This window comes from Spiroplasma endosymbiont of Zeiraphera isertana, assembly GCF_964030805.1.
Taxonomy (GTDB): domain Bacteria; phylum Bacillota_I; class Bacilli_A; order Mycoplasmatales; family VBWQ01; genus Spiroplasma_E.
This window is the reverse complement of sequence record NZ_OZ034965.1, coordinates 1605519-1631058: the sequence shown is the minus strand read 5'-3', so window position 1 is coordinate 1631058 and position 25540 is coordinate 1605519. Positions and strand designations below refer to the sequence as shown.

34 protein-coding genes and 6 pseudogenes are annotated in these 25540 nt (G+C 25.5%); 20 read left to right on the top strand and 20 right to left on the bottom strand.

Annotated features, from left to right (window positions below; genetic code table 4):
• Positions 1-40 precede the first annotated feature (40 nt).
• Entirely contained in the window at positions 41-1294 is a 1254-nt protein-coding gene (locus AAHM78_RS11505; protein ID WP_342253260.1) for an amino acid permease, read from the bottom strand.
• Positions 1295-1416: 122 nt separating this feature from the next.
• On the opposite strand from AAHM78_RS11505, the gene AAHM78_RS11500 reads away from it, so the two are divergent.
• Positions 1417-1809, top strand: a complete 393-nt coding sequence (locus tag AAHM78_RS11500) for a transposase family protein (protein WP_342252923.1) — start codon at positions 1417-1419, stop codon at positions 1807-1809.
• Between the two features lie 255 nt (positions 1810-2064).
• Positions 2065-2211 carry a transposase gene (locus tag AAHM78_RS17120; RefSeq protein ID WP_425289798.1) on the top strand — a complete coding sequence of 49 codons (147 nt, stop codon included), beginning with the start codon at positions 2065-2067 and terminating at the stop codon, positions 2209-2211.
• Here AAHM78_RS17120 and AAHM78_RS11495 read toward each other — a convergent pair.
• From AAHM78_RS11495 to AAHM78_RS11485, 3 genes are read right to left on the bottom strand one after another with little or no spacing between them, the layout of a single operon-like run.
• Entirely contained in the window at positions 2203-2424 is a 222-nt protein-coding gene (locus tag AAHM78_RS11495) for a transposase (protein WP_342253259.1), read from the bottom strand. The genes AAHM78_RS17120 and AAHM78_RS11495 overlap by 9 nt on opposite strands.
• A 39-nt stretch (positions 2425-2463) precedes the next feature.
• Complete coding sequence (locus tag AAHM78_RS11490; RefSeq protein WP_342253258.1) at positions 2464-2784, bottom strand: hypothetical protein; 321 nt, start codon at positions 2782-2784, stop codon at positions 2464-2466.
• Between the two features lie 9 nt (positions 2785-2793).
• Complete coding sequence (locus AAHM78_RS11485; protein WP_342255158.1) at positions 2794-4032, bottom strand: IS256 family transposase; 1239 nt, start codon at positions 4030-4032, stop codon at positions 2794-2796.
• A gap of 196 nt (positions 4033-4228) precedes the next feature.
• Between AAHM78_RS11485 and AAHM78_RS11480 the strand changes: the two genes are divergently transcribed.
• Positions 4229-4369 carry a hypothetical protein gene (locus tag AAHM78_RS11480; protein WP_342253257.1) on the top strand — a complete coding sequence of 47 codons (141 nt, stop codon included), beginning with the start codon at positions 4229-4231 and terminating at the stop codon, positions 4367-4369.
• 17 nt (positions 4370-4386) lie between these two features.
• Positions 4387-4542, top strand: a complete 156-nt coding sequence (locus tag AAHM78_RS11475) for a transposase family protein (RefSeq protein WP_342253256.1) — start codon at positions 4387-4389, stop codon at positions 4540-4542.
• Between the two features lie 40 nt (positions 4543-4582).
• Here the strand turns inward: AAHM78_RS11475 and AAHM78_RS11470 are convergent, their stop codons facing one another.
• A complete protein-coding gene (locus tag AAHM78_RS11470) occupies positions 4583-5404 on the bottom strand; it encodes an IS1595 family transposase (RefSeq protein WP_342253255.1) in 822 nt (273 codons plus the stop codon).
• Between AAHM78_RS11470 and AAHM78_RS11465 the strand changes: the two genes are divergently transcribed.
• The gene (locus AAHM78_RS11465) at positions 5372-5569 is read left to right on the top strand and encodes a hypothetical protein (RefSeq protein ID WP_342253254.1); all 198 of its coding nucleotides are present in this window, start codon (positions 5372-5374) and stop codon (positions 5567-5569) included. The two genes, AAHM78_RS11470 and AAHM78_RS11465, sit on opposite strands and share 33 nt — an antisense overlap.
• A gap of 50 nt (positions 5570-5619) precedes the next feature.
• Positions 5620-5994: a transposase family protein gene (locus AAHM78_RS11460; protein ID WP_342254611.1), complete on the top strand. Its 375-nt coding sequence runs from the start codon at positions 5620-5622 to the stop codon at positions 5992-5994.
• Between the two features lie 13 nt (positions 5995-6007).
• On the opposite strand, the gene AAHM78_RS11455 is transcribed toward AAHM78_RS11460, so the two are convergent.
• The gene (locus AAHM78_RS11455) at positions 6008-6220 is read right to left on the bottom strand and encodes a hypothetical protein (RefSeq protein ID WP_342253253.1); all 213 of its coding nucleotides are present in this window, start codon (positions 6218-6220) and stop codon (positions 6008-6010) included.
• Positions 6221-6500: 280 nt separating this feature from the next.
• On the opposite strand from AAHM78_RS11455, the pseudogene AAHM78_RS11450 reads away from it, so the two are divergent.
• The 7 genes and pseudogenes from AAHM78_RS11450 to AAHM78_RS11420 all read left to right on the top strand — a co-directional run.
• Positions 6501-6779: pseudogene (locus AAHM78_RS11450) on the top strand (helix-turn-helix domain-containing protein); the annotation flags it as partial.
• Between the two features lie 68 nt (positions 6780-6847).
• The gene (locus tag AAHM78_RS11445) at positions 6848-7240 is read left to right on the top strand and encodes a transposase family protein (protein ID WP_342253251.1); all 393 of its coding nucleotides are present in this window, start codon (positions 6848-6850) and stop codon (positions 7238-7240) included.
• A 2-nt stretch (positions 7241-7242) separates the two neighbouring features.
• Positions 7243-7905 carry a transposase family protein gene (locus AAHM78_RS11440; protein WP_342255157.1) on the top strand — a complete coding sequence of 221 codons (663 nt, stop codon included), beginning with the start codon at positions 7243-7245 and terminating at the stop codon, positions 7903-7905.
• A 725-nt stretch (positions 7906-8630) separates the two neighbouring features.
• Positions 8631-8801 (top strand): hypothetical protein, encoded by a 171-nt coding sequence (locus tag AAHM78_RS11435; protein WP_342253250.1) that lies wholly within the window; start codon positions 8631-8633, stop codon positions 8799-8801.
• 18 nt (positions 8802-8819) lie between these two features.
• The gene (locus tag AAHM78_RS11430; protein WP_342253249.1) at positions 8820-9227 is read left to right on the top strand and encodes a hypothetical protein; all 408 of its coding nucleotides are present in this window, start codon (positions 8820-8822) and stop codon (positions 9225-9227) included.
• Entirely contained in the window at positions 9214-10683 is a 1470-nt protein-coding gene (locus AAHM78_RS11425; RefSeq protein ID WP_342253248.1) for a major capsid protein, read from the top strand. The genes AAHM78_RS11430 and AAHM78_RS11425 overlap by 14 nt, the downstream gene beginning before the upstream one ends.
• A 484-nt stretch (positions 10684-11167) precedes the next feature.
• Positions 11168-12452, top strand: a pseudogene (locus AAHM78_RS11420) (IS256 family transposase).
• On the opposite strand, the pseudogene AAHM78_RS11415 reads toward AAHM78_RS11420, so the two are convergent.
• Both AAHM78_RS11415 and AAHM78_RS11405 read right to left on the bottom strand, forming a co-directional pair.
• Positions 12451-13122: pseudogene (locus AAHM78_RS11415) on the bottom strand (IS256 family transposase); the annotation flags it as partial. The pseudogenes AAHM78_RS11420 and AAHM78_RS11415 sit on opposite strands and share 2 nt — an antisense overlap.
• Positions 13123-13398: 276 nt before the next feature.
• Positions 13399-13785, bottom strand: coding sequence for a hypothetical protein (locus AAHM78_RS11405; RefSeq protein WP_342253245.1), 387 nt, complete (start codon positions 13783-13785; stop codon positions 13399-13401).
• A gap of 108 nt (positions 13786-13893) precedes the next feature.
• Here AAHM78_RS11405 and AAHM78_RS11400 point away from each other — a divergent pair, with 108 nt between their 5' ends.
• Positions 13894-14190: a transposase family protein gene (locus AAHM78_RS11400; protein ID WP_342253244.1), complete on the top strand. Its 297-nt coding sequence runs from the start codon at positions 13894-13896 to the stop codon at positions 14188-14190.
• Here AAHM78_RS11400 and AAHM78_RS11395 read toward each other — a convergent pair.
• A pseudogene (locus tag AAHM78_RS11395) lies at positions 14182-15124 on the bottom strand (IS30 family transposase). The gene AAHM78_RS11400 and the pseudogene AAHM78_RS11395 sit on opposite strands and share 9 nt — an antisense overlap.
• Before the next feature lie 274 nt (positions 15125-15398).
• Between AAHM78_RS11395 and AAHM78_RS11390 the strand changes: the two are divergent.
• Complete coding sequence (locus tag AAHM78_RS11390) at positions 15399-15653, top strand: transposase family protein (protein WP_342255156.1); 255 nt, start codon at positions 15399-15401, stop codon at positions 15651-15653.
• Between the two features lie 119 nt (positions 15654-15772).
• Here the strand turns inward: AAHM78_RS11390 and AAHM78_RS11385 are convergent.
• Positions 15773-15916, bottom strand: a pseudogene (locus AAHM78_RS11385) (helix-turn-helix domain-containing protein); the annotation flags it as partial.
• 115 nt (positions 15917-16031) lie between these two features.
• Here AAHM78_RS11385 and AAHM78_RS11380 point away from each other — a divergent pair.
• Together AAHM78_RS11380 and AAHM78_RS17115 are read left to right on the top strand one after the other, a co-directional pair.
• Complete coding sequence (locus AAHM78_RS11380) at positions 16032-16172, top strand: hypothetical protein (RefSeq protein WP_342253241.1); 141 nt, start codon at positions 16032-16034, stop codon at positions 16170-16172.
• Positions 16173-16269: 97 nt separating this feature from the next.
• Positions 16270-16488: an IS1/IS1595 family N-terminal zinc-binding domain-containing protein gene (locus tag AAHM78_RS17115; RefSeq protein WP_425289809.1), complete on the top strand. Its 219-nt coding sequence runs from the start codon at positions 16270-16272 to the stop codon at positions 16486-16488.
• Positions 16489-16501: 13 nt separating this feature from the next.
• Here the strand turns inward: AAHM78_RS17115 and AAHM78_RS11375 are convergent, their stop codons facing one another.
• On the bottom strand, positions 16502-16867 hold the full coding sequence (locus AAHM78_RS11375; protein WP_342255155.1) for a transposase family protein: 366 nt from the start codon (positions 16865-16867) through the stop codon (positions 16502-16504).
• Positions 16868-17026: 159 nt separating this feature from the next.
• Positions 17027-17743, bottom strand: coding sequence for an IS1595 family transposase (locus tag AAHM78_RS11370; RefSeq protein ID WP_342253240.1), 717 nt, complete (start codon positions 17741-17743; stop codon positions 17027-17029).
• A gap of 275 nt (positions 17744-18018) precedes the next feature.
• Between AAHM78_RS11370 and AAHM78_RS11365 the strand changes: the two genes are divergently transcribed.
• Positions 18019-18978: an IS1/IS1595 family N-terminal zinc-binding domain-containing protein gene (locus AAHM78_RS11365; protein WP_342253239.1), complete on the top strand. Its 960-nt coding sequence runs from the start codon at positions 18019-18021 to the stop codon at positions 18976-18978.
• A gap of 85 nt (positions 18979-19063) precedes the next feature.
• Here the strand turns inward: AAHM78_RS11365 and AAHM78_RS11360 are convergent, their stop codons facing one another.
• Entirely contained in the window at positions 19064-19411 is a 348-nt protein-coding gene (locus AAHM78_RS11360; RefSeq protein WP_342253238.1) for a transposase family protein, read from the bottom strand.
• A gap of 64 nt (positions 19412-19475) precedes the next feature.
• On the opposite strand from AAHM78_RS11360, the pseudogene AAHM78_RS17110 reads away from it, so the two are divergent.
• A pseudogene (locus AAHM78_RS17110) lies at positions 19476-19793 on the top strand (IS30 family transposase); the annotation flags it as partial.
• A gap of 84 nt (positions 19794-19877) precedes the next feature.
• On the opposite strand, the gene AAHM78_RS11350 reads toward AAHM78_RS17110, so the two are convergent.
• The 3 genes from AAHM78_RS11350 to AAHM78_RS11340 all read right to left on the bottom strand — a co-directional run bounded on the left by AAHM78_RS11350 (position 19878) and on the right by AAHM78_RS11340 (position 21765).
• A complete protein-coding gene (locus AAHM78_RS11350) occupies positions 19878-20411 on the bottom strand; it encodes a hypothetical protein (protein ID WP_342253236.1) in 534 nt (177 codons plus the stop codon).
• A 112-nt stretch (positions 20412-20523) separates the two neighbouring features.
• Positions 20524-20889, bottom strand: coding sequence for a transposase family protein (locus AAHM78_RS11345; RefSeq protein WP_342254958.1), 366 nt, complete (start codon positions 20887-20889; stop codon positions 20524-20526).
• Positions 20890-21048: 159 nt separating this feature from the next.
• On the bottom strand, positions 21049-21765 hold the full coding sequence (locus AAHM78_RS11340) for an IS1595 family transposase (RefSeq protein ID WP_342253235.1): 717 nt from the start codon (positions 21763-21765) through the stop codon (positions 21049-21051).
• A gap of 204 nt (positions 21766-21969) precedes the next feature.
• On the opposite strand from AAHM78_RS11340, the gene AAHM78_RS11335 reads away from it, so the two are divergent.
• Positions 21970-22929, top strand: a complete 960-nt coding sequence (locus tag AAHM78_RS11335) for an IS1595 family transposase (RefSeq protein ID WP_342253234.1) — start codon at positions 21970-21972, stop codon at positions 22927-22929.
• A 93-nt stretch (positions 22930-23022) separates the two neighbouring features.
• Here AAHM78_RS11335 and AAHM78_RS11330 read toward each other — a convergent pair whose 3' ends face one another.
• The 4 genes from AAHM78_RS11330 to AAHM78_RS11315 all read right to left on the bottom strand — a co-directional run bounded on the left by AAHM78_RS11330 (position 23023) and on the right by AAHM78_RS11315 (position 25354).
• The gene (locus AAHM78_RS11330) at positions 23023-23430 is read right to left on the bottom strand and encodes a transposase family protein (protein WP_342253233.1); all 408 of its coding nucleotides are present in this window, start codon (positions 23428-23430) and stop codon (positions 23023-23025) included.
• A 342-nt stretch (positions 23431-23772) separates the two neighbouring features.
• On the bottom strand, positions 23773-24309 hold the full coding sequence (locus tag AAHM78_RS11325; protein ID WP_342253232.1) for an IS1595 family transposase: 537 nt from the start codon (positions 24307-24309) through the stop codon (positions 23773-23775).
• Positions 24310-24315: 6 nt separating this feature from the next.
• Positions 24316-24489 (bottom strand): hypothetical protein, encoded by a 174-nt coding sequence (locus AAHM78_RS11320; protein WP_342253231.1) that lies wholly within the window; start codon positions 24487-24489, stop codon positions 24316-24318.
• Between the two features lie 613 nt (positions 24490-25102).
• Positions 25103-25354 carry a hypothetical protein gene (locus AAHM78_RS11315; protein ID WP_342253230.1) on the bottom strand — a complete coding sequence of 84 codons (252 nt, stop codon included), beginning with the start codon at positions 25352-25354 and terminating at the stop codon, positions 25103-25105.
• Between the last annotated feature and the right edge of the window lie 186 nt (positions 25355-25540).

Sequence of the window (25540 nt, the reverse complement as noted above, 5' to 3'; positions counted from 1 at the left end):
TAATGATTACTCTTAAAAGTTAAAATATAATTTAAAGAAATTAAGTTGTAACTGATCTGGCTTCATTTTCATGAATTTTAATTCGTTCTAATTCTGTTTCGGGTTCATTAAGTAAATATTTTATTGCTTCTTCTTCAGTCATTGGTATGAATTCTCGATCTAATTGATTTTGATAATCTAAATTTGATGCTAAACGCATTTTTAATTTTGGTTGATAATAAATAAAATATCAAATAACAGCAATTACAATAAACATTCAAAACATTAATAATTCAATAATAACAGCTATTAATACTTCCCCTCTTTTATTAATCATGTCATTAATCATACCATAGTTAAAAACAACAAACTGACTAAGTAAAAATAAACCACAAGCAACAAAAACAATTCATTCTCAAATTTTAATTTTAATTTGTTTACGATAACCCATAACACACGTGGCAGCTAACACAAAAATATATACAGCAATAGTAATGTTAGTAGAAAATCCTAGTACTGTATTAAAATCAAAAGGTGCACCAATTAAATCTGGGATTATTAACATAATAATACAAGCAATAATAATAGTAATAATTAAATTAGCTGTACTAGCACGCATTACAATATTTTCTTTATTTAATTTTGCTAATTTTTCGGTAATATATCCTTCTTTGGCTAATGGTTGAATCATACCACCAGAATATAAAGAATTGTGCATAGCACCATTTAATTTCAATGATAAAGTAGAAATAACTAGTACAATCATACCGGTAATACCAGCAATTCCTGATATAACATTATTTGGATTATATTCATTAGTAGCTCCAGATCAACCATTTTGGCCATTTGTACCGTCAATAGTAATGGCACCAAATACTAATACTGATACAGCTAAATAAAAAATAGTTAATAATAATAAAACTATTAAAATACCTTTACCAAAGTTTTTAGTTGGATTTTTAACATTTTTTCCAACAACAATAAAAGTTTCAAAACCAATAAAGAAATAGAAGAAACCACTAAATGCATTATTAATTTTTGGTAAAGTTACATTAATGTTTTTTGTTCCTTCAGCCGCTTGTGAAAATGCTAAACCTTTATTAGTTACTACCAAAATAATAGCACAAACAATTAAAAACAAAGCAGAACCTCATTTAATAATACCAGAAATATTAACAAATCAACGAAATCCCTTCATTCCAAAATACATGCAACTAGCAACAGCAGCATAAATAAAAATACCAATACTATCAATCATTAAACTCGATCATCGTTCAGGAACTCAATTAAAAATTGATAATTGATCTAAATTCACTCGAAACATAGAAATAATAGTTACAATAATTGTTGAAGGTAAAGTAATATATTAGACTTGGTGCAAAACCTTTAATTTTAACAATTTAACGATTATTATTAATATTAAAGGTGATAGTTATTATGTTGAAAAAATATAAAGATGATCAAGAATTTTATAGTTTAGTCGGCATAAAGCCACAAACATTTTATAAAATGTTTGAAATTTTAAAAATTGCTGAGTCTAAACAAAAATATTATGGTGGTAGAAAAAATAAAATTGTAATTGAAGAGCGTTTATTAATGACTTTAGAATATTGAAAAGACTATAGTAGTTATAGAGTTATTGCAAAAAGATATAATATTAGTCATACTAGTTGCATTCGTAATATTTTTTGAATTGAAAATATTTTAATAAAAAGCGGAATTTTTAATTTACCTGGAAAAAAAGATTTAACAAAAAATAAAGGTACTAATAATAATTTGTTAGCTATTGATGCTACTGAAACTCCAATTGAAAGAATTAAAAAAAACTAAAATTACTTTTTTCAGGTAAAAAGAAACATCATTCTCTCAAATCCCAAATAATTATTGATATTTCCAATGGAAAAATTATTTCAACTGCTTTTTGTTTTGGAAGCATTCATTATTTTAAATTGCTTCTAAAATCTAAAACTTTTATTCATCCAGAGTTATCAAGGTATACAAAATATTCATAAAAATACATTTTTGCCATTTAAAAAAAGTAAATACAATCAATTAACACCAATTCAAAAATAATACAATAAAACTTTAAGTAAAATTAGAATTAAAATTGAACACGTATTTGCTAAACTAAAACGTTTTAAAATTTTAAGTTTAAAATATCGCAATAAAATACGAATATTTGCATTAAGATTTAATTTAATAGCAGGAATATATAATTTTGAATTACCTTAGTTTTGCACCAAGTCTAATTAATTCATTTTCTTCAACAGAACGATTATCTTTGGTTTTAAAACTACCTGAATTAGTAAATTGTTTAATCCAATTATAAGTAGCTGCCCTTGTAACATTATATTCTTTAGCAAGACAAGACACTGACTTACCACTTTGATATAAAGCTACTATTTGTTTTTTAAATTCATCTGAATATGAGTTAATATTGGCCATAATTATAGTTCCTTTCTTTTAACAAATTTGTTCACTTGTCTACGGAATTAGTGTCCAATAAAGTGTAACCCATCCAATAGTTTCGATTTGTGTTCCTATTTCCTTAGTTAATATTTCAGTTACAGAGACTTCATTTATATCAGATATAATATTATTTTTTAATTTGTCATTAACTACAACTTTTGAAGGTTTATCTTTAACATCAATATCATTAGAAAATTTTATTGTTAATCCACCATGTCTTTGTTTATCATTTCCATTTTTATTTTTAAAAGTAGCGTTTGGTTGATTTAAAATATCTTCAATGGATTTATTTTCTAATAGAAAATTATATGTTTGTAGTCTAGTTTTGTCTGTCATTTTACAGTACTAGTTTAGATTAATTCTGTCTTCAAATTTTATCATAAAATGGGCAATTGCTGTATTTCAATTTTGAATGGGCATTGTTCATTTTTTTGTTATATTTTCGATTGCTAAGTAAAATATTTTAAAAACTGCCATATCGTTAGGAAAAACTTTTTTATTTCTTATAACTTTTCGTAATTGACTATTAACAGATTCAATAGCATTTGTGGTATAAATCACTCTTTTGATTTCTGCAGGATAACTAATAAAAACCATTAAATTATCTCAATTTTTATATCAGGATTTAGTAATTTGAGGATATTGTTTATTTCATTTATTTTCAAACAATTCTAAAGCTTGCATTGCTTGTTCTTCACTACATGCACTATAAATTGGTTTTAAATCTGCAACTAGTGCTTTTCGATGTTTGTATGAAACATATTTTAAACTCTTTCTAATTTGATGAACTATGCATAATTGATGTTCGGTTTTAGGATAAACTGATTGTATTGCTTCTGACATGCCTGTTAAATTATCACTACAAGCAATAAGAATATCATTTAAGCCTCGATTTTTCATTTCTGTAAAATTAGATAATCAAAATTTAGAACCTTCATTTTCACTAATTCATAAACCTAAAACATCTTTTTTACCTTCTAAATCAACTCCTAGTGCTATATAAACTGATTTGTTAATAATCCGTTTATCTTGTCCTACTTTAACTACTATACAATCAAAATAAACAATCGGATAAATACTTTCTAATGGCCGATTTTGCCATGCTTTGACATCATCAATAACATCATCAGTAATTTGACTAATAACACTTTCACTAATATCTGCACCATGATATAACTCTTGCAATCGCGTTCTAATATCTGATAATGTCATACCTTTTGCATATAGTGAAAGAACTTGTTGATCAAAACCATCAAATCTTCTTTGTCTTTTTGGCACTATTACAAGAGTAAAATTACTATTACGATCTCGTGGTACATCAATTTCAATTTTACCTTCTTGAGTTATTAATTTTTTTGAAGTTATGCCATTACGAGCATTTTCACTATTACTATGTTGATTTTTTTCATATCCTAAATAATTTTGCATTTCAGAATTCAACATTTTTTCTACTAATCTTTTAGTTAATTCTTTATATAGACCTCCTTCTTTAAACATTGTTGTTAAATCTTCAATATTTTCTAGTAATAAATCTACTGCTTTTGATATTGGATCATTATTATTAAGATTATCTTTTTTAGCCATCTGTAACTCACTCTTTCTAGTCACTTAATTATATTTACTAGAATTAATTAAACACAGTTATTTTTGTAAGTTACACAGATTACTAAACATTACCCAATTTTGGTTAAAACTTAACTAATTGTAAAATAGACTTGGTGAAAAACCTTTAATTTTAACAATTTAACGATTATTATTAATATTAAAGGTGATAGTTATTATGTTGAAAAAATATAAAGATGATCAAGAATTTTATAGTTTAGTCGGCATAAAGACACAAACATTTTATAAAATTCTTGAAATTTTAAAAATTGCTGAGTCTAAACAAAATATTATGGTGGTAGAAAAAATAAAATTGTAATTGAAGAGCGTTTATTAATGACTTTAGAATATTGAAAAGACTATAGTGGTTATAGAGTTATTGCAAAAAGATATAATATTAGTCATACTAGTTGCATTCGTAATATTTTTTGAATTGAAAATATTTTAAGGCTTTTCTCCCTTTATGTACTATTTTTAAATTTTATCACATAAATGCTGAGAAAAGCCTATCTACGGACTTCTCCCCACATTTTTAAATCAAACATAACATTACAGTTTCAAAACTAGGTATATTGTTGAATTTATATGCCGATTCTTTTGCGTATAAATGAACATGATGTTTTTCAACTTTGATATGTGTTTTAAATGTTCGTCTGATGTGCTTTCATGCCGATTCAATCTGGTTTATGTTTACACCAGTTTTTGAAACATAGCCATCTTGATGGTTAACTGTTTCATGCTTAGTGAAAACTGATTTAAAATGGCGATATCCTTTTCAAGAATCAGTATGTACATCACACTTTGAAGAAATGTGGTTTCTTGCAAATTGCAAAAGATTTTTTTGATTTGCATTTTTCAACACTTTCACAATTAAATTATTGGTTGTTTTTTCATAAATCCCAACAATCAAATTTTTATTTTTTAAGGATCTTCCTTGTTTTTTAAAACCCATATGTGAAAGATACATTTCATCCATTTGCACTATGCCCTCAACAATGAATTGAGGTTCTTGTTTTGCAATTGCACTTCGGATTTTATGACCCATTCTTCAAGCAGTTTTCAAAGTTACTCCCAATTCTTTTGCAACATCAGTTGATGGAATTCCATGTTTGGTGTTTATTCATCTAAAGATGAGATAAAACCAAGATGTCAAAGGTGTTTGTGACTTGTAAAAAATGGTGTCATGAAGAATACTAAATGTTTGATGACATTTCAAACATCTTATTCTTCTTAAATCAGAAGTATTCAAATTTGTTCAAGAACACCTCATACATTTGTTTTCCTTCAAACTTGCTATATATTTCAAACAATCTTTTTCTGTTTGAAATATATTGTTGAACTCATTCAATTTCATTGTTTCCTCCACAAGTACATCCGGGGAGAAGTCCGTATTTTAATAAAAAGCGGAATTTTTAATTTACCTGGAAAAAAAGATTTAACAAAAAATAAAGGTACTAATAATAATTTGTTAGCTATTGATGCTACTGAAACTCCAATTGAAAGAATTAAAAAAAACTAAAATTACTTTTTTCAGGTAAAAAGAAACATCATTCTCTCAAATCCCAAATAATTATTGATATTTCCAATGGAAAAATTATTTCAACTGCTTTTTGTTTTGGAAGCATTCATGATTTTAAATTGCTTCTAAAATCTAAAACTTTTATTCATCCAGAAAAACAAGTTTTTGTTGATTCAGGTTATCAAGGTATACAAAATATTCATAAAAATACATTTTTGCCATTTAAAAAAAGTAAATACAATCAATTAACACCAATTCAAAAAGAATACAATAAAACTTTAAGTAAAATTAGAATTAAAATTGAACACGTATTTGCTAAACTAAAACGTTTTAAAATTTTAAGTTTAAAATATCGCAATAAAATACGAAGATTTGCATTAAGATTTAATTTAATAGCAGGAATATATAATTTTGAATTACCTTAGTTTTGCACCAAGTCTATTGAATAAAACCAATTATTCATCCTCAAAAACGACCAAAAACTCCACGAACATAAACATAAGCACCACCATTAGTGTCATGATAAACACGACTACATTTAGTAAAAGCAAGTGCAGTTCCCGCAGCAATTAAAGCACATAATAAAATAACTCATAGCATATGTAAACCAACGCCACCATTATTTCAATAATAAATGCCAATTAATGCCATTGGAAATGTAATACCACAAGTATAGTTAAAACCAATTCATATTAATTCATTAAGACTAATTTTTTCATTATTAGCACGAGATGATTTTGCTCAAAATTTTAATTTTTTTAAATTAAACATTCAATTAGTAATTCCTTTCAAAAAATAAATTATTTTTAATTATAACTTTAATTGTAAAATTAAAAAGGACACTTACTTTAATTGTAAAATTAAAAAGGACACTTATATAAAAATTAAATTGTGTTAGTTCTATAATTAAGAAAAGAAAGGAATTAGCGCAATGTATAAGTATCTGAGTATTGAATCAATAATAGCAATAAAAGAATATAAAAATTATGGATTTTCGATTCTTAAAATAGCAAAAATTGTTGATTATAGTAAATCAACTGTACATAGAGTTTGTAGATTATTAAATAAAAACTTATTGCCATTAGAAATATTGAATCAATTTCAAAAAAATAAACAAAATGCAGGCAGAAAATTAATAATTTTAACTTTAACAGAAATTAATATTATTAATCATTTGTTAATTACTAAAAAGTATGCTCTTGATATAATAGACTTGGTGCAAAACCTTTAATTTTAACAATTTAACGATTATTATTAATATTAAAGGTGATAGTTATTATGTTGAAAAAATATAAAGATGATCAAGAATTTTATAGTTTAGTCGGCATAAAGCCACAAACATTTTATAAAATGCTTGAAATTTTAAAAATTGCTGAGTCTAAACAAAAATATTGTGGTGGTAGAAAAAATAAAATTGTAATTGAAGAGCGTTTATTAATGACTTTAAAATATTGAAAAGACTATAGTAGTTATAGAGTTATTGCAAAAAGATATAATATTAGTCATACTAGTTGCATTCGTAATATTTTTTGAATTGAAAATATTTTAATAAAAAGCGGAATTTTTAATTTACCCGGAAAAAAAGATTTAACAAAAAATAAAGGTACTAATAATAATTTGTTAGCTATTGATGCTACTGAAACCCCAATTGAAAGAATTCAAAAAAACTAAAATTACTTTTTTCAGGTAAAAAGAAACATCATTCTCTCAAATCCCAAATAATTATTGATATTTCCAATGGAAAAATTATTTCAACTGCTTTTCGTTTTGGAAGCATTCATGATTTTAAATTGCTTCTAAAATCTAAAACTTTTATTCATCCAGAAAAACAAGTTTTTGTTGATTCAGGTTATCAAGGTATACAAAATATTCATAAAAATACATTTTTGCCATTTAAAAAAAGTAAATACAATCAATTAACACCAATTCAAAAAGAATGCAATAAAACTTTAAGTAAAATTAGAATTAAAATTGAACACGTATTTGCTAAACTAAAACGTTTTAAAATTTTAAGTTTAAAATATCGCAATAAAATACGAAGATTTGCATTAAGATTTAATTTAATAGCAGGAATATATAATTTTGAATTACCTGAGTTTTGCACCAAGTCTATTAAAAAAATTAACCAAAATTGATTACAAAAAAAATGACATTGAGCCAGAAAAACTCACAATGTCAAAAGGTATCGGTTTAAAATTTTTCGAAGAAAACTGAGAAACAATTTACAAATACGATTACATTCCTACCGAAGACAGAAACTTCAAACTTCCCAAATATTATGACAGAAAACTAAAAGAAATCAATCCAGAACTATTAGAAGAAATAAAAAAACATAGAAGAGAAATATTTACACAAAATATAGAAAATGAAATAAATTCTCAACAAACACTACTAACAGAAATCATGGGAAATAAACAAAGACGTCTTCATAAAAACTTAAAAAAAATTTCTCAACCATTGAGAAACAAAAACTAAATATTTGAAACTAAATATAATTCTGCTAAGATTAAAATCAGAAAATAAAATATCGCATTATGGATGAAGCCGTCGAAAACTCGAACCATAATGCATTAATCATTATATATAATTATTATGATTAATAAAAGACAAGTGCTTCCCAACACTTGTCTTTTTTATTTTCTACAATTGAAAGTAGGTGAAACAATGAGACGCAAACACATTAAAATGACTAGAAAACACAGAAGACACTTTAAAAACACCGCAACAAGAATAAGAATAGCAAATACAAGACCAACACTAAAACGAGGAGGTCATAGAGCATAATGCAAGACTACCAAAAAATAAATATAAACATAGAATGATTTAATAATCCAAAACAAGAAATAATAACAATCAAATGTAAAACAATATCACTACTAACAAAAAATGAAGACATAATCTGTTACCTACTAACACTAAATTTATATCCAAAATTCCAACCAAATAAAACACACTACAGTTATATATTAGAAAATAGACAAACAGGATATCTAATAATTTGTGGTAACAACTATGAAACAATTGGTCACACACAATTCAAATTCATAAAAGGAGAATAAAAATGCAATTAAAAGAAATTCTACAAATCATCATCACTATCGCAAGCACCGTATCTGCAGTTGCAAGCACAATATTACACAAACATTTCACAAAATCAAAAGACGAAAAAAACATTAAAAAACTAAACAAAATCAATAAAAAAACAATCAAAATTAGAAAACAAATTAAATAAAATTAAGGAGTTAAAATAATGAAATTCCACACTCAATATAATAATAAAAGAACACCAACTAACGCAGGTAAAGAAGAATTTGAAGAATACCAAAGAATACAAAACAAACACACAAAAGAATGAACACCAAAAGCAATAGGAAAAAGAAATATATATAACGAAATACAAGAAACAGGTATAGGAACAAGTTTAAAAGAAATGATAACAAAATACCAAAACGATGAAATAGAACAACCAGGAAATAATCAAAACAATTACATAGATACAACAACAATACCCGAAAACAAAATAGACTTTGAAGAACACATAAAAAACCTTGAACAACAAATAAATGAAACTAAAAACAAAATTAAAGAACAAGAAATAATAACAAAACAAATCTACGAAAAAGCACAAAAGGAGCAAACGGAAAATGAGAAAAAATAAATTAGTATATAGTTTTGAAAACACAATAGGTTCTCATCCCAAACACTCAAAATTTTTCAGAAATCACGAACATAAAACAACAATGAATGCAAGTGATTTAATACCAATATTTATAGACGAAGTATTACCTGGTGACACATTCAAACTAACAACAAAAGCAGTTATTAGACAAACAACTTTAATAAAACCAGTAATGGATAACTCATATATCGACATCTCATACTACTTCATTCCAAACCGTCTAGTTATGGACGACTGAAAAAAATTCATGGGTGAAAATACAGACGGAGCATGAGCAGTACAAACAAAACCAACAATACCACAAATAACAGCACCAACAGGTGGATGAGAAATCGGAACAATAGCAGACTATATGGGAATACCAACAGGAATATCAAATCTATCAGTATCAGCATTACCATTTAGAGCATACGCATTAATATATAACGAATGATACAGAGACCAAAATCTACAACAAGAAGCACACTTAGATAAAGGTAATGCAACTAAAACAGGAACAAATGGTAAAAACTACATAACAGACTTAGAATGCGGAGGAATGCCAGCAAAAGCCGGTAAATACCATGACTACTTTACAAGCGCATTACCAGCACCACAAAAATGACAACCAATAACAATACCAATAGGACAACTTGCACCTATCCAAACAGGTGACGCATATGAAATTAAAAATAAACAACCAATGACATTCAAACCAACAAACACAACATTAGCAGACGGAAATATAAATTTAGGAGCTAACGTTAAAAACAATATTGCAACAACAAGAGCAAACGGAACAAGCGGAACAATAAGTACAGCAGAACTTGCACCAAACAACCTATACGCAGATTTAAGACAAGCCACATCAATTACTATAAACAAACTAAGAGAAGCCATAACAATGCAACAATTATTAGAACTAGACGCACGTGGTGGAACAAGATACATTGAAATGCTTAAATCACACTTTGGAGTAAACAGTGGTGACGCAAGACAACAAAGACCAGAATACTTAGGTGGAATACATCAACCTTTAACAGTACAACAAGTACCACAAACAAACTCAACAGACGCAACAACACCGCAAGCCAATCTAGCAGCATTCGGATACAGTGGCTTAGAAAACCGTTCATTCAAACAATCATTCACAGAACACGGTCATATCATTGGAATAGCCACAATAAGATATAATCATACATATCAACAAGGTTTAGAAAAAATGTGAAGTAGAAAAGACAGAGAAGACTTCTATGACCCAATTTTCGCAAACATTGGAGAACAACCAATATTAAATAAAGAAATCTTTGCCCAAGGAACAGACAAAGATTCAGAAACTTTTGGATATCAAGAACCATGAGCAGAATATAGATATAAACCAAACAGAGTTAGTGGAAAATTCAGAAGCAAAGCGAAAGACCCACTAGACATCTGACACTATGGAGATTTCTTTTAATTTTCAAAAAAACTCTTGATGAAACAAAAAAAATCATCAACCTGGCCTAAAATTTGATTTTATTTAATTTTGGGATTTATTTTTTTTACAAACTGAAATATAATGCTTCAGATTTTGCATAAGGTGATATTTCATAATGTTGGTATTTAAATTTTCATAAATTGAGGTAATTTCGAATATTGGTAAATCCAATGCCGTGATAATGAGTAATAAATTCTTTTAAACTTGATTGTATTTTACTGATATTACTTAAATTTTTATAATTTAATTCTTTATTTTTTTTTATTTAAATTTCTTGAGAGTACATTTTGTTTGTTTAGCTACTGTATCATATAGTATTTGCATATCACAAACTATAATTTATTTTTCTTCGATAAGCTTAGATGTTAAGGTAATGTTTAGTAATCTGTGTAACTTACAAAAATAACTATGTTTAATTAATTCTAGTAAATATAATTAAATGACTAGAAAGAGTGAGTTACAAATGGTTAAAAAACAAAACATTAATAATAATGATCCAATATCACAAGCAGTATATTTATTACTAGAAAATACTGAAGATTTAACAACAGTTTTTAAAGAAGGGGGTTTATATAAAGAATTAACAAAAAGATTAGCGGAAAAAATGTTGAATTCTGAAATGCAAAATTATTTAGGATATGAAAAAAATCAACATAGTAATAGTGAAAATGCTCGTAATGGCATAACTTCAAAAAAATTAATAACTCAAGAAGGTAAAATTGAAATTGATGTACCACGAGATCGTAATAGTAATTTTACTCCTGTAATAGTGCCAAAAAGACAAAGAAGATTTGATGGTTTTGATCAACAAGTTCTTTCACTATATGCAAAAGGTATGACAGTATCTGACATTAGAATGCAGTTGCAAGAGTTATATCATGGTGCAGATATTAGTGAAAGTGTTATTAGTCAAATTACTGATGATGTTATTGATGATGTCAAAGCATGGCAAAATCGGCCATTAGAAAGTATTTATCCGATTGTTTATTTTGATTGTATAGTAGTTAAAGTACGACAAGATAAACGGATTATTAACAAATCAGTTTATATAGCACTAGGAGTTGATTTAGAAGGTAAAAAAGATGTTTTAGGTTTATGAATTAGTGAAAATGAAGGTGCTAAATTTTGATTAGCAAATTTAACAAAAATGAAAAATCGAGGCTTAAATGATATTCTTATTGCTTGTAGAGATAATTTAACAGGCATGTCAGAAGCAATACAATCGGTTTATCCTAAAACCGAACATCAATTATGCATAGTTCATCAAATTAGAAAGAGTTTAAAATATGTTTCATACAAACATCGAAAAGCACTAGTTGCAGATTTAAAACCAATTTATAGTGCATGTAGTGAAGAACAAGCAATGCAAGCTTTAGAATTGTTTGAAAATAAATGAAATAAACAATATCCTCAAATTACTAAATCTTGATATAAAAATTGAGATAATTTAATGGTTTTTATTAGTTATCCACCAGAAATTAAAAGAGTAATTTATACTACAAATGCTATTGAATCTGTTAATAGTCAATTACGAAAAGTTATTAGAAATAAAAAAAGTTTTTCCTAACGATATGGCAGTTTTCAAAATATTTTACTTAGCAATTGAAAATATAACAAAAAAATGAACAATGCCTATTCAAAATTGAAATACAGCAATTGCTCATTTTATGATAAAATTTGAAGACAGAATTAATCTAAACCAGTACCTTGTAAAACAAAGATACACAGATTACATAAAAGCCTCTTAGATAATCAAAATTTAGAACCTTCATTTTCACTAATTCATAAACCTAAAACATCTTTTTTACCTTCTAAATCAACTCCTAGTGCTATATAAACTGATTTGTTAATAATCCGTTTATCTTGTCGTACTTTAACTACTATACAATCAAAATAAACAATCGGATAAATACTTTCTAATGGCCGATTTTGCCATGCTTTGACATCATCAATAACATCATCAGTAATTTGACTAATAACACTTTCACTAATATCTGCACCATGATATAACTCTTGCAACTGCATTCTAATGTCAGATACTGTCATACCTTTTGCATATAGTGAAAGAACTTGTTGATCAAAACCATCAAATCTTCTTTGTCTTTTTGGCACTATTACAGGAGTAAAATTACTATTACGATCTCGTGGTACATCAATTTCAATTTTACCTTCTTGAGTTATTAATTTTTTTGAAGTTATGCCATTACGAGCATTTTCACTATTACTATGTTGATTTTTTTCATATCCTAAATAATTTTGCATTTCAGAATTCAACATTTTTTCCACTAATCTTTTTGTTAATTATTTATATAAACCTCCTTCTTTAAAAACTGTTGTTAAATCTTCAGTATTTTCTAGTAATAAATCTACTGCTTGTGATATTGGATCATTATTATTAATGTTTTGTTTTTTAACCATTTGTAACTCACTCTTTCTAGTCATTTAATTATATTTACTAGAATTAATTAAACATAGTTATTTTTGTAAGTTACACAGATTACTAAACATTACCGAAAAATTATTTCAACTGCTTTTTGTTTTGGAAGCATTCATGATTTTAAATTGCTTCTAAAATCTAAAACTTTTATTCATCCAGAAAAACATTTTAATTTTCAAAAAAACTCTTGATGAAATAAAAAAAATCATCAACCTGGCCTAAAATTTGATTTTATTTAATTTTTGGATTTACTTTTTTTACAAACTGAAATATAATGCTTCAGATTTTGCATAAGGTGATATTTTATAATGTTGGTATTTAAATTTTCATAAATCGAGGTAATTTTGAATATTGGTAAATCCAATGCCATGATAATGAGTAATAAATTCTTTTAAACTTGATTGTATTTTACTGATATTACTTAAATTTTTATAATTTAATTCTTTATTTTCTTTTGATTTAAATTTCTTGAGAGTACATTTTGTTTGTTTAGCTACTGTATCATATAGTATTTGCATATCACAAACTATAATTGATTTTTCTTCGATAAGCTTAGATGTTAAATTTTCTTGTACTCATTTTTTTGTTAATCTTTTAGTATTTGTTGTTTGAGCATAAATATTTTTATTTTCATCAATTGCCATTTCAATACAACAGTTTAAATCTTTAGCATTTTCTTCAATAGACTTGGTGCAAAACCTTTAATTTTAACAATTTAACGATTATTATTAATATTAAAGGTGATAGTTATTATGTTGAAAAAATATAAAGATGATCAAGAATTTTATAGTTTAGTCGGCATAAAGCCACAAACATTTTATAAAATGCTTGAAATTTTAAAAATGGCTGAGTCTAAACAAAAATATTATGGTGGTAGAAAAAATAAAATTGTAATTGAAGAGCGTTTATTAATGACTTTAGAATATTGAAAAGACTATAGTGGTTATAGAGTTATTGCAAAAAGATATAATATTAGTCATACTAGTTGCATTCGTAATATTTTTTGAATCCTGAGTTGTAAATATAAATGGGACAGTTTTTTAAAATAATTGTATTAAATCTATTGGTCTTTTATAAGAGAGCGATTTTCTGGGTGTAGAATTAATTTGAAATGCTATAAAATTTAAATATTTTTTTATATGAAGATAGATCTGTAGATTTTGGTAAATATCTTCTTAAAATACCATTATTATTTTCATTTAAACCCCTTTGGCAAGGTTTACCAGGATCTGCAAAATAAATTTTGACATTACAAATTTTTTCGATTAATCTTCATTTACTAAATTCTTTACCACGATCAAAAGTAATGGTTTTAACTGTTCCTTTTTGTAACTTTGAAATAAATTTTATTATACTTTTCGTAATATTTTCTGATTTATGATTTTTAGTTACTAAAGGAATTGTGGTTTTTGATCATATATCAGCCAAAGTAATAATAGAACTTTTATGATCTTTGCCAATGATAGTATCACCTTCTAAATGACCAAATTCTTGTATATTTTTAATATTAGGAATGATTAAATTTCTTTCATGAATAGACTTACAATTATTAATTTTGCCCCTAGTTTCTTTTTGTTTGTGAGATTTATTTTTGCCTTTTCTCAATAAGTTATTTTCATCAAAACCCATTCGATTTGTTTTAAACATGTTATATAAAGTTTTTGTTGAAATACTTTTTATTTTATTTTCCTTTAAAAAGTTAGCAATTATATCAAGAGCATACTTTTTAGTAATTAACAAATGATTAATACTATTAATTTCTGTTAAAGTTAAAATTATTAATTTTCTGCCTGCGTTTTGTTTATTTTTTTGAAATTGATTCAATATTTCTAATGGCAATAAGTTTTTATTTAATAATCTACAAACTCTATGTACGGTTGATTTACTATAATCAACAATTTTTGCTATTTTACGAATCGAAAATCCATAATTTTTATATTCTTTTATTGCTATTATTGATTCAATACTCAGATACTTATACATTGCGCTAATTCCTTTCTTTTCTTAATTATAGAACTAACACAATTTAATTTTTATATAAGTGTCCTTTTTAATTTTACAATTAAAGAATTGAAAATATTTTAATAAAAAGCGGAATTTTTAATTTACCTGAAAAAAAAGATTTAACAAAAAATAAAGGTACTAATAATAATTTGTTAGCTATTGATGCTACTGAAACTCCAATTGAAAGAATTAAAAAAAACTAAAATTACTTTTTTCAGGTAAAAAGAAACATCATTCTCTCAAATCCCAAATAATTATTGATATTTCCAATGGAAAAATTATTTCAACTGCTTTTTGTTTTGGAAGCATTCATGATTTTAAATTGCTTTTAAAATCTAAAACTTTTATTCATCCAGAAAAACAAGTTTTTGTTGATTCAGGTTATCAATGTATACAAAATATTCATAAAAATACATTTTTGCCATTTAAAAAAAGTAAATACAATCAATTAACACCAATTCAAAAAGAATACAATAAAACTTTAAGTAAAATTAGAATTAAAATTTAACACGTATTTGCTAAACTAAAACGTTTTAAAATTTTAAGTTTAAAATATCGCAATAAAATACGAAGATTTGCATTAAGATTTAATTTAATAGCAGGAATATATAATTTTGAATTACCTTAGTTTTGCGCCAAGTCTAATCTACAAACTCTATGTACAGTTGATTTACTATAATCAACAATTTTTGCTATTTTACGAATCGAAAATCCATAATTTTTATATTCTTTTATTGCTATTATTGATTCAATACTCAGATACTTATACATTGCGCTAATTCCTTTCTTTTCTTAATTATAGAACTAACACAATTTAATTTTTATATAAGTGTCCTTTTTAATTTTACAATTAAAGAAATAATTAAAGATTAGGTGGTAAAGATATATGAAGAAATTACTAAGTAGTCTAGCAGTAGTAACTTTAATTGGAGTAACAAGTATAAGTGTCGTCACTTGTGGTGGAGAAAGACCTTCACCAGTAGAAAAAACTTTTAATTTTCAAAAAAAATCTTGATATTACTTTTAATTTAAAATTAAAAGTAATATTTTTATATCAGGGGTGATTTTTTGTGACTAATAATGAATTAATTGATGTTTTAAAAAACAAAAAAGATGAATAATTTATAAAAATTATTAGACATTTTAAAAATAGAATTAAACAAATTGAGAAAAAAGAAAAATTAGATGCAATTGATAAAAAATTTAAAGAAAAAGGAATTCAATGTCCAAATTGTAAATCTTATTGATGTGTAAAAAATGGTTTTAAGAATAATAAGCAAAAATATTTATGCAAAGATTGTAAAAGTAGCTTTGATGCTTTAAGAAATCATTTTTTACATTAGACTTGGTGCAAAACTAAGGTAATTCAAAATTATATATTCCTGCTATTAAATTAAATCTTAATGCAAATCTTCGTATTTTATTGCTATATTTTAAACTTAAAATTTTAAAACGTTTTAGTTTAGCAAATACGTGTTCAATTTTAATTCTAATTTTACTTAAAGTTTTATTGTATTCTTTTTGAATTGGTGTTAATTGATTGTATTTACTTTTTTTAAATGGCAAAAATGTATTTTTATGAATATTTTGTATACCTTGATAACCTGAATCAACAAAAACTTGTTTTTCTGGATGAATAAAAGTTTTAGATTTTAGAAGCAATTTAAAATCATGAATGCTTCCAAAACAAAAAGCAGTTGAAATAATTTTTCCATTGGAAATATCAATAATTATTTGGGATTTGAGAGAATGATGTTTCTTTTTACCTGAAAAAAGTAATTTTAGTTTTTTTTAAGGCTTTTATCCCTTTATGTACTATTTTTAAATTTTATCACATAAATAGAGATAAAAGCCTACCTAGGAAATTATCTCTGCATGTATTTAAATCAAACACAAAATTACAGTTTCAAAACTAGGTATGTTATTGAATTTATATGCTGATTCTTTTGCATATAAATGAATATTGTGCTTTGAAACTCTTATGTGTGTTCGGAAAGTTCGTCGGATGTGCTTTCATGCTGATTCAATCTGGTTTGTGTTTACACCTGTTGGTGACACATACCCAACTTCATGATTTACGATTTCATGTTTGGGATAGAAGTTTTTGAAACTTACATATCCCTTCCAAGAATCCGTAAATAGACAGCACTCAGTAAAAATGTGTTTCAATGCAAATCTTAAAAGGTTTTTTTCATCTGCATTTTTCAGCACCTTCACAATTAGTTTGTTGCTGGTTTTCTCATAAAATCCAACACTCAAAGTTTTATTCAACAAGGATCTTCCTTGTTTTTTAAAACCTAAATGTGAAAGATACATTTCATCCATCTGTGCTGTGCCATCAAGAATGAAACCTGCATCTTGATTTCCAATTCTAGTCCTGATTTCATGACACATTCTTCAAGCTGTTTTATAGGTAACACTCAATTCCCTTGCAACATCGGTTGCTGGTATGCCATGCTTTGTGTTTATTCATCTAAAGATGAGATAAAACCAAGATGTCATTTGGGTTTGTGACTTATAAAAAATGGTTCCATAAAGAATACTAAATGTTTGGTTACAGTTCAAACATCGTATTCTTCTCAAATCAGAAGTATTCAAACTAGAAGAAGCACATCTGATGCATTTCATTATTTTCAACTTCGCTATATATTTCAAACAATCGTTTTCAGTTTGAAATATGCTATTGAATTCATTTCCATTCATTTTTTCCTCCACACTAGTACATGTGGGGATAATTTCCTTTTTTAATTCTTTCAATTGGAGTTTCAGTATCATCAATAGCTAACAAATTATTTTTAATTTTCACAAAAAATCTTGATATTACTTTTAATTTTAAATTAAAAGTAATATTTTTATATCAGGGGTGATTTTTTGTGACTAATAATGAATTAATTGATGTTTTAAAAAACAAAAAAGATGAAGAATTTATAAAAATTATTAGACATTTTAAAAATAGAATTAAACAAATTGAGAAAAAAGAAAAATTAGATGCAATTGATAAAAAATTTAAAGAAAAAGGAATTCAATGTCCAAATTGTAAATCTTATTGATGTGTAAAAAATGGTTTTAAGAATAATAAGCAAAAATATTTATGCAAAGATTGTAAAAGTAGCTTTGATGCTTTAAGAAATCATTTTTTACATTGAAGTCATTTATCTCATGAACAATGAGATTGAATAATTTGATTGTCATTGTTAGGTCAATCTGCTTATACTATTTCTCAATTTGCTAAAATTTCAAAAACATCAGCATGATTTAATCGTCAAAAATTTATGAAATCATCACAATTAGCCAAAACACAAAAACCATTCACAAAATTAAAAGGTAGAATTGAAATTGATGAAACTTTTATCAAAGAAATTCATAAAGGAAATTTCAAAAATCCAGATGATCCAAGAAAAAAATGAATTGAAGAAAATGCTAAAGATTTAAACTGTTGTATTGAAATGGCAATTGATGAAAATAAAAATATTTATGCTCAAACAACAAATACTAAAAGATTAACAAAAAAATGAGTACAAGAAAATTTAACATCTAAGCTTATCGAAGAAAAATCAATTATAGTTTGTGATATGCAAATACTATATGATACAGTAGCTAAACAAACAAAATGTACTCTCAAGAAATTTAAATCAAAAGAAAATAAAGAATTAAATTATAAAAATTTAAGTAATATCAGTAAAATACAATCAAGTTTAAAAGAATTTATTACTCATTATCATGGCATTGGATTTATCAATATTCAAAATTACCTCAATTTATGAAAATTTAAATACCAACATTATAAAATATCACCTTATGCAAAATCTGAAGCATTATATTTCAGTTTGTAAAAAAAATAAATCCCAAAATTAAATAAAATCAAATTTTAGGCCAGGTTGATGATTTTTTTTATTTCATCAAGAGTTTTTTTGAAAATTAAAACAAATTATTATTAGTACCTTTATTTTTTGTTAAATCTTTTTTTCCAGGTAAATTAAAAATTCCGCTTTTTATTAAAATATTTTCAATTCAAAAAATATTACGAATGCAACTAGTATGACTAATATTATATCTTTTTGCAATAACTCTATAACTACTATAGTCTTTTCAATATTCTAAAGTCATTAATAAACGCTCTTCAATTACAATTTTATTTTTTCTACCACCATAATATTTTTGTTTAGACTCAGCCATTTTTAAAATTTCAAGCATTTTATAAAATGTTTGTGGCTTTATGCCGACTAAACTATAAAATTCTTGATCATCTTTATATTTTTTCAACATAATAACTATCACCTTTAATATTAATAATAATCGTTAAATTGTTAAAATTAAAGGTTTTGCACCAAGTCTAATAAAATTTATTTCAAAGTTACAAAAAGGAACAGTTAAAACCATTACTTTTGAACGTGGTAAAGAATTTAGTAAATGAAGATTAATCGAAAAAATTTGTAATGTCAAAATTTATTTTGCAGATCCTGGTAAACCTTGCCAAAGGGGTTTAAATGAAAATAATAATGGTATTTTAAGAAGATATTTACCAAAATCTACAGATCTATCTTCATATAAACAAAAAGATTTAAATTTTATAGCATTTCAAATTAATTCTACACCCAGAAAATCGCTCTCTTATAAAAGACCAATAGATTTAATACAATTATTTTAAAAAACTGTCCCATTTATATTTACAACTCAGGTCTTAAAAAATATTTTCTTGTTTTAATATCATTAGTATTAAAGAATAAATAATCTAATTTATTTTGTTTACATGTTCAACAAAAAATACTTTTTCATTATGAGTTGAATTTTCCTTATAAGAAGTAACTATATAATTAATTGGTAAATCATTATGATTATATGTATTATTTATTTTAAAATCTTTTTTGTTCTCTTCTCACGTAATGTTATATTTAAAACAAGGATTAGTAATTTTAGTTTTGTTATCTGTTATTTCACCAATAAATCAACTATTATGCTGTTCATAAAATGTTAGTGGTTCAAGTTTTATATCATTAAGATAATATTCTTTTGGAGTAGTTGGTTTATTAACAGTTATGTTTTGGTCTTTAATATATGGTTCTAATAATTTTATTAATTCATTACCACTTAATTCTCTTTTAATATTTTCTAAATTAAAAACTCAATATGTGTAACTGTTATCAACAATAAAAGAATTATTTTTAATCATTCATTTTGGAAGTGATAATTTATATTCAACATAATCAATAAGAATAGATTGTGGTTTATCTTTAACAATTTGTTCTTTTTTAAATTCTATTTGCATAATAATCCTTTCCTAATATGTTCTGTTGCTTCTAGCATAAAGAACATATATTTTGATGTTTAGATTATTAATACTATTACTATTCGTTTTATTCATTAGACTTGGTGCAAAACTAAGGTAATTCAAAATTATATATTCCTGCTATTAAATTAAATCTTAATGCAAATCTTCGTATTTTATTGCGATATTTTAAACTTAAAATTTTAAAACGTTTTAGTTTAGCAAATACGTGTTCAATTTTAATTCTAATTTTACTTAAAGTTTTATTGTATTCTTTTTGAATTGGTGTTAATTGATTGTATTTACTTTTTTTAAATGGCAAAAATGTATTTTTATGAATATTTTGTATACCTTGATAACCTGAATCAACAAAAACTTGTTTTTCTGGATGAATAAAAGTTTTAGATTTTAGAAGCAATTTAAAATCATGAATGCTTCCAAAACAAAAAGCAGTTGAAATAATTTTTCCATTGGAAATATCAATAATTATTTGGGATTTGAGAGAATGATGTTTCTTTTTACCTGAAAAAAGTAATTTTAGTTTTTTTTAAGGCTTTTATCCCTTTATGTACTATTTTTAAATTTTATCACATAAATAGAGATAAAAGCCTACCTAGGAAATTATCCCTGCATGTATTTAAATCAAACACAAAATTACAGTTTCAAAACTAGGTATGTTATTGAATTTATATGCTGATTCTTTTGCATATAAATGAATATTGTGCTTTGAAACTCTTATGTGTGTTCGGAAAGTTCGTCGGATGTGCTTTCATGCTGATTCAATCTGGTTTGTGTTTACACCTGTTGGTGACACATACCCAACTTCATGATTTACGATTTCATGTTTGGGATAGAAGTTTTTGAAACTTACATATCCCTTCCAAGAATCCGTAAATAGACAGCACTCAGTAAAAATGTGTTTCAATGCAAATCTTAAAAGGTTTTTTTCATCTGCATTTTTCAGCACCTTCACAATTAGTTTGTTGCTGGTTTTCTCATAAACTCCAACAATCAAAGTTTTATTCAACAAGGATCTTCCTTGTTTTTTAAAACCTAAATGTGAAAGATACATTTCATCCATCTGTGCTGTGCCATCAACAATGAAACCTGCATCTTGATTTCCAATTCTAGTCCTGATTTCATGACACATTCTTCAAGCTGTTTTATAGGTCACACCCAATTCCCTTGCAACATCGGTTGCTGGTATGCCATGCTTTGTGTTTATTCATCTAAAGATGAGATAAAACCAAGATGTCATTTGGGTCTGTGACTTATAAAAAATGGTTCCATAAAGAATACTAAATGTTTGGTTACAGTTCAAACATCGTATTCTTCTCAAATCAGAAGTATTCAAACCAGAAGAAGCACACCTGATGCATTTCATTATTTTCAACTTCGCTATATATTTCAAACAATCGTTTTCAGTTTGAAATATGCTATTGAATTCATTTCAATTCATTTTTTCCTCCACACTAGTATTTTAATTTTCAAAAAAACTCTTGATATTACTTTTAATTTAAAATTAAAAGTAATATTTTTATATCAGGGGTGATTTTTTGTGACTAATAATGAATTAATTGATGTTTTAAAAAACAAAAAAGATGAAGAATTTATAAAAATTATTAGACATTTTAAAAATAGAATTAAACAAATTGAGAAAAAAGAAAAATTAGATGCAATTGATAAAAAATTTAAAGAAAAAGGAATTCAATGTCCAAATTGTAAATCTTATTGATGTGTAAAAAATGGTTTTAAGAATAATAAGCAAAAATATTTATGCAAAGATTGTAAAAGTAGCTTTGATGCTTTAAGAAATCATTTTTTACATTGAAGTCATTTATCTCATGAACAATGAGATTGAATAATTTGATTGTCATTGTTAGGTCAATCTGCTTATACTATTTCTCAATTTGCTAAAATTTCAAAAACATCAGCATGATTTAATCGTCAAAAATTTATGAAATCATCACAATTAGCAAAAAAACAAAAACCATTCACAAAATTAAAAGGTAGAATTGAAATTGATGAAACTTTTATCAAAGAAATTCATAAAGGAAATTTCAAAAATACAGATGATCCAAGAAAAAAATGAATTGAAGAAAATGCTAAAGATTTAAACTGTTGTATTGAAATGGCAATTGATGAAAATAAAAATATTTATGCTCAAACAACAAATACTAAAAGATTAACAAAAAAATGAGTACAAGAAAATTTAACATCTAAGCTTATCGAAGAAAAATCAATTATAGTTTGTGATATGCAAATACTATATGATACAGTAGCTAAACAAACAAAATGTACTCTCAAGAAATTTAAATCAAAAGAAAATAAAGAATTAAATTATAAAAATTTAAGTAATATCAGTAAAATACAATCAAGTTTAAAAGAATTTATTACTCATTATCATGGCATTGGATTTACCAATATTCAAAATTACCTCAATTTATGAAAATTTAAATACCAACATTATAAAATATCACCTTATGCAAAATCTGAAGCATTATATTTCAGTTTGTAAAAAAAATAAATCCCAAAATTAAATAAAATAAAATTTTAGGCCAGGTTGATGATTTTTTTTATTTCATCAAGAGTTTTTTTGAAAATTAAAACACTAGTACATGTGGGGATAATTTCCTTTTTTAATTCTTTCAATTGGAGTTTCAGTAGCATCAATAGCTAACAAATTATTATCAGTACCTTTATTTTTTGTTAAATCTTTTTTTCCAGGTAAATTAAAAATTCCGCTTTTTATTAAAATATTTTCAATTCAAAAAATATTACGAATGCAACTAGTATGACTAATATTATATCTTTTTGCAATAACTCTATAACTACTATAGTCTTTTCAATATTCTAAAGTCATTAATAAACGCTCTTCAATTACAATTTTATTTTTTCTACCACCATAATATTTTTGTTTAGACTCAGCAATTTTTAAAAATTCAAGCATTTTATAAAATGTTTGTGGCTTTATGCCGACTAAACTATAAAATTCTTGATCATTTTTATATTTTTTCAAAATAATAACTATCACCTTTAATATTAATAATAATCGTTAAATTTTTAAAATTAAAGGTTTTGCACCAAGTCTATTCCATGAAAACTGGGCTCAAAAATAAATTGTGAAATTTTAAAAAACATTAAGGCATTCGATTCAATATTTATTTAATTTGTGTTAAACAAATTAATATTTTAATTGAACCGGCACCGCTTAATTTTTTTTACAAGTTTGAAATTTATTTTCTCACCCAAAAATTTTTTCAAAAAAAATAAAAGACTTTTATCCCTTTATGTACTATTTTTAAATTTTATCACATAAATGGAGATAAAAGCCTACCTAGGAAATTATCCCCGCATGTATTTAAATCAAACACAAAATTACAGTTTCAAAACTAGGTATGTTATTGAATTTATATGCTGATTCTTTTGCATATAAATGAATATTGTGCTTTGAAACTCTTATGTGTGTTCGGAAAGTTCGTCGGATGTGCTTTCATGCTGATTCAATCTGGTTTGTGTTTACACCTGTTGGTGACACATACCCAACTTCATGATTTACGATTTCATGTTTGGGATAGAAGTTTTTGAAACTTACATATCCCTTCCAAGAATCCGTAAATAGACAGCACTCAGTAAAAATGTGTTTCAATGCAAATCTTAAAAGGTTTTTTTCATCTGCGTTTTTCAGCACCTTCACAATTAGTTTGTTGCTGGTTTTCTCATAAACTCCAACAACCAAAGTTTTATTCAACAAGGATCTTCCTTGTTTTTTAAAACCTAAATGTGAAAGATACATTTCATCCATCTGTGCTGTGCCATCAACAATGAAACCTGCATCTTGATTTCCAATTCTAGTCCTGATTTCATGACACATTCTTCAAGCTGTTTTATAGGTCACACCCAATTACCTTGCAACATCGGTTGCTGGTATGCCATGCTTTGTGTTTATTCATCTAAAGATGAGATAAAACCAAGATGTCATTTGGGTCTGTGACTTATAAAAAATGGTTCCATAAAGAATACTAAATGTTTGGTTACAGTTCAAACATCGTATTCTTCTCAAATCAGAAGTATTCAAACTAGAAGAAGCACACCTGATGCATTTCATTATTTTCAACTTCGCTATATATTTCAAACAATCGTTTTCATTTTGAAATATGCTATTGAATTCATTTCAATTCATTTTTTCCTCCACACTAGTACATGTGGGGATAATTTTCAAATAAAAAATAAAACCAACACTTGATCACTGGGGAGTGGCAAGGTTGGTTAAATAAAGAATAGAATTAATACAATAGGTCCCTACAACAGGTCTATATATACTAGTTTCCAATTCACTCCCACCCCAATAATTACCATTACTGGTTAGTATATTTTATTAGGTATCACTCCACTTTTTATTTATCCATGCAAGTCCACATGTTTTGGCCACTATTTTTAACAACTGTGTTGTGGTTCACTGTTTTAATTCCCTAACACGTGTTGATAATAGCGTTAAAGAGGTTTATTAAAAATTTTAAAATTTTACAATTACAAAAAAAAGACAAGATTATTTCTTGTCTTTTTCCTTTGATAATAATTTTTTAAATGTATATTTTTGAAAATACGTCGAATATAAATTTAAGGATAAAAGAGAATTTAATTTGTCTATCATCATTTTGAAATAGTAATTTTGGAAAGAATTTATTTATCTAGTAATTCATCTTCCTACTTTTTTGGGAGGTTCCCAAAACTTTTTTACCATCATGTAATATAATTTCTTTACCATTAATTAATTCTCTAGGAGTTGTTCCTATTCATAATCCTCCATCATAATAAGGTTGGAATAAATAGTTAGCATGTTGTTTAACTTTATTAGTAACTGATTGACCATCACGATTGGGGTTAACTTCAATTCAATTACGAATTAAACCTTTTCACGCTTCTAAATTTATTTTTATCATAATTACTTTTTTCCTTTCATTAAAATAATAAGATTTATTAAAATATTAATTTTTCTAAAGTTATTTCAAAATAAAAAATAATTGGCAATTTAGCACCAATTTTAAAATGTTATTAGGAAAATTAGAATTAAAATAAATCTTAATTCTAATTTTATACTTGAAAAAATTAATATGTAATAAAAAATT